This is a genomic window from Actinosynnema sp., from assembly GCF_052038725.1.
This window is the reverse complement of record NZ_JBQGCX010001072.1, coordinates 1-3,298: the sequence shown is the minus strand read 5'-3', so window position 1 is coordinate 3,298 and position 3,298 is coordinate 1. Positions and strand designations below refer to the sequence as shown.

Genomic DNA, 3,298 nt, shown 5'->3' with positions numbered 1-3,298 from the left:
GGGGCGGGGGGTGACCTCGGGGGTCGCGGGGGCGGGGCTGGCCGGGGCGCCGCCCGAGGTCGACCCGCTCGCCGCGCTCCAGGCGCTGGCCGCTTCGTCCGACTCGCTCTCGACGGAACAGGTCCTCGCCCAGCTCCAGGCCACCGGCACCGCCGACCCGCTCGACGGCCTGCCCTACACCGACGACCTCGCCGCCGACTCGCTGATCGAGCTGGAGGCCGTGCTCGCTGCGTTCCGCGCCGCCGACACCGCGCCCGGCCCCGCACGCCTGGTCACCGATTCCCCGCATTGGTACGCCGTGTGCTTCCCGCTACGCGCCCACAAGGAGGCGTTCCTCACCGCGATCGGCCTCCCACCCTTCGCCGACAAGTACGTCGATGGCCACCACCTGGCCGCCGTGCTGCACGTCGCGCTCCCCACGACCGACGAAGGGAGGTGATCACCCTGCGTAACGCCTTCTCTCGCGCGCTCGCCGGTGTCCGCCGGGCCGTGTCCCGCCGCCCCCGCCAGGCATCCGGCGGCTCCAACACCGGCGGCAGCCCGGTCCGCCGCTGACCCCGCGTCCCCGCCTGGTGACCGCCGCACGTTCGAGAACACCCCGCCCGTGCGGCGGTGCCGGTGGTGGTCGACATGGGAAGACGAGGCCCGGCCGCCAAGCCCACCAGCCTGCGTGTCCTGCACGGCGACCGCGCCGACCGGATCAACAGCTCCGAACCGGTGCCGCCCACGCAGGAAGTCACCTGCCCGGACTGGGCCTCGGACGGTGCCCGCGCGATCTGGGCGCGGCTCGCGCCGGGCCTGGAGCAACGCGGAGTGCTCACCGCCTGGGACCTGGATGCGTTCCTGATCCTGTGCGAGGCGTTGTCGCGCTACCGCCAGGCCACCACCCTGATCACCTCCTCCCACCTGCTCGTGCAGGGGGCCGGAGGGCTGGTGAAGAACCCGGCGCTCCAGATCCAGGCCGAGGCCGAACGCATGTTCCTGAGCTACGCCAGCAGGTTCGGCCTGACCCCGTCCGACCGCCAGGCCATCAAGGTGGAGGTGGGCGGCGACCAGAACCACCAGGGCGGGCCGGGCCGCCTCCTCAGCTGAGTCCCGCGCCACCGCCGAGACCTCCCAGACCCGCCCGCGCACCGGCACCGCCACGCCCCGAAACCCCACGAAGACACCCACCCGCGGGGCGCGGTTGCCGGTGTGCGGGCGCACCTTCGACGGCCGCACCTGCCGCAAGCGCGGCGAGCACCTGTGCGTGCCACGCGCTGATCACGCGCAGGCGTTCGCCGAAGAGATCTGCGTCCACACCAAGGACCGGTGGGCGCGGCGGCCGTTCATCCTCGCGCCGTGGCAGCGCGACGAGGTCGTGCGACCGTTGTTCGGCGAGGTCCGCTGGGACGACGAGGCCGGGTGCTACGTCCGCCGGTTCCGCATCGCGTGGATCGAGCTGGCCCGCAAGAACGGCAAATCCGAATTGTTGGCGTTCGTGGCGCTGTACCTGCTGGTCGGCGACAGCGTGGAGTCGGCGGAGGTCTACGGCTGCGCCCGCGACACCGACCAGGCACGGCTCGTGTTCAACGTCGCCGCCCGCATGGTCCGTCTCAGCCCGGTCCTGTCGCGGCGACTGCGGGTCATCGAGCACTCGGCACGGATCGTGGACGAGCGGACCAACTCCGTCTACGTCGTGGTGCCCTCGGATGCGCTGGGCAACCTGGGCAGCAATCCGAGCTGCGTGATCTTCGACGAGGTGTTGACCCAGCCCAACGGCGATTTCTGGAATGCGATGCGCACCGGCATGGGCACCCGGCTAGAGCCGTTGTTGATCGCGGCCACCACTGCGGGCAATGACCCGGCCAGCTTCGCCAAGGCCGAGCACGACGAGTGCGTGAAGATCGCGGAGAACCCGGCACGGGCACCGCACCGGTTCGTGTACCTGCGCAACCTGCCCGAGGACGCCGACCCGTGGGACGAGGCGAACTGGCACCTGAGCAACCCTGCGTTGGGCGACTTCCTGTCGCTGGCCGCGCTGCGGGAGGAAGCCCTTGAGGCCCGCAATGACCCGGCGCGCGAGAACGTGTTCCGGCAGTTTCGGCTCAACCAGTGGGTGTCGCAGTCGAGCCGGTGGATGCCGATGCACCTCTACACCGCGTGCACGGGCAGCACCCGCGAGAACCCCGAGGACCTGCGCCGCGAACTAGCTGGCCGGGTCGCATGGGGCGGGCTCGACCTGGCCGCGCGCTTGGACCTGACCGCCTGGTGCCTGATCGTGCCCGACGGCATCGACGGCCATCCGAGCGCGTTGTGGCGGTTCTGGCTGCCCGAGGCTGGGGTCCAGTTCCTGGACGAGCGCACCGAGGGCCGGGTCTCCCGGTGGGCTGCGGCGGGGTGGATCACCGTCACCGAAGGCGAGGTCATCGACTACGACCGGGTGGAGGCCGACATCGTCGCCGACACCGCGCTGCTGCGGGTCGCGGACATCTCCTACGACGAGTGGTCGGGCGAGCCGGTCCGTCAGCGCCTGGAGAAGGTGACAGTCGACAAGATTTATCCTGTGGCCCAGACGTAACGGGGCATGACGCACGGCAGGACCGCGCTGATGGGCCTGACGAAAAGCCGGGGGTGGTCGCACCACGGCAACCCCGTCGCGGCGGTCTGCTTCGACGCGGTGGAGCTTCGTCACCCTCCCGGTGATCCGGACCTGATCCGGCCCGACAAGCCCGAGCGCGGCAAGACCGGCCGCCGCATCGACGCGGTGCCCACTGCCGCGATGGCCGTGGGTGGCTGGAAGCTGCGCGGCGCGAAGCCGCGCAAGTCCGGCCGCATGGTCGTCATGTAACCGGGTGGTCCCTGCGGGGACGGCGTGAGCTTTGTGGTGGTCGCCCTTGGCCATCACCACGAAGTTCGAGCTGTCCGCCGCCCAGTGGGTCGCCCGGTTGAGCAAGCTGCACGACTACCAGCTCCCGGAACTGGAGGCTCTTGACGCCTACTACGAGGGCGAACAGCCGCTCTCGTACATGCACCCGGAGCTGACCCGTCGGCTCGACGGCCGGGTGCGCCAAGTGGTGGTCAACTGGCCGCAACTCGTGGTCGACGCGCTGGACGAGCGTCTGGACGTGACGGGGTTCCGGCTCGGCGGCGAGCAGTCCGCCGATGCCGAGCTGTGGCGGATCTGGCGCGCCAACAGGATGCACCTGGCCTCGGAACAAGCGCACATCGACGCCTTGGTGCTCGGGCGCGCGTTCGCGATCGTGGGCACCAACGAGGACCGGCCCGACACCCCGCTGGTCACCGTCGAATCCCCGCT

5 protein-coding genes are annotated in these 3,298 nt (G+C 71.0%); all 5 read left to right on the top strand.

The window, feature by feature from the left end; all coding sequences use genetic code 11:
- Nucleotides 1-439 (top strand): hypothetical protein (locus ACTUAL_RS22570; protein WP_440901641.1); only part of this gene is annotated, 439 nt, incomplete at its 5' end.
- Nucleotides 440-630: 191 nt separating this feature from the next.
- The gene (locus tag ACTUAL_RS22565; protein ID WP_440901640.1) at nucleotides 631-1,092 is read left to right on the top strand and encodes a phage terminase small subunit P27 family; all 462 of its coding nucleotides are present in this window, start codon (nucleotides 631-633) and stop codon (nucleotides 1,090-1,092) included.
- A gap of 100 nt (nucleotides 1,093-1,192) precedes the next feature.
- Entirely contained in the window at nucleotides 1,193-2,560 is a 1,368-nt protein-coding gene (locus ACTUAL_RS22560; RefSeq protein WP_440901639.1) for a terminase large subunit, read from the top strand.
- Between the two features lie 6 nt (nucleotides 2,561-2,566).
- Entirely contained in the window at nucleotides 2,567-2,830 is a 264-nt protein-coding gene (locus ACTUAL_RS22555; RefSeq protein ID WP_440901638.1) for a hypothetical protein, read from the top strand.
- Between the two features lie 46 nt (nucleotides 2,831-2,876).
- The coding region (locus ACTUAL_RS22550) for a phage portal protein (protein ID WP_440901637.1) at nucleotides 2,877-3,298 on the top strand (422 nt) is incomplete at its 3' end.

What these genes read in the sequence shown, in the direction of transcription:
- ACTUAL_RS22565 (WP_440901640.1), top strand. Translation starts at nt 631, where the DNA reads ATGGGAAGACGAGGCCCGGCCGCCAAGCCCACCAGCCTGCGTGTCCTG.
- ACTUAL_RS22555 (WP_440901638.1), top strand. Translation starts at nt 2,567, where the DNA reads ATGACGCACGGCAGGACCGCGCTGATGGGCCTGACGAAAAGCCGGGGG.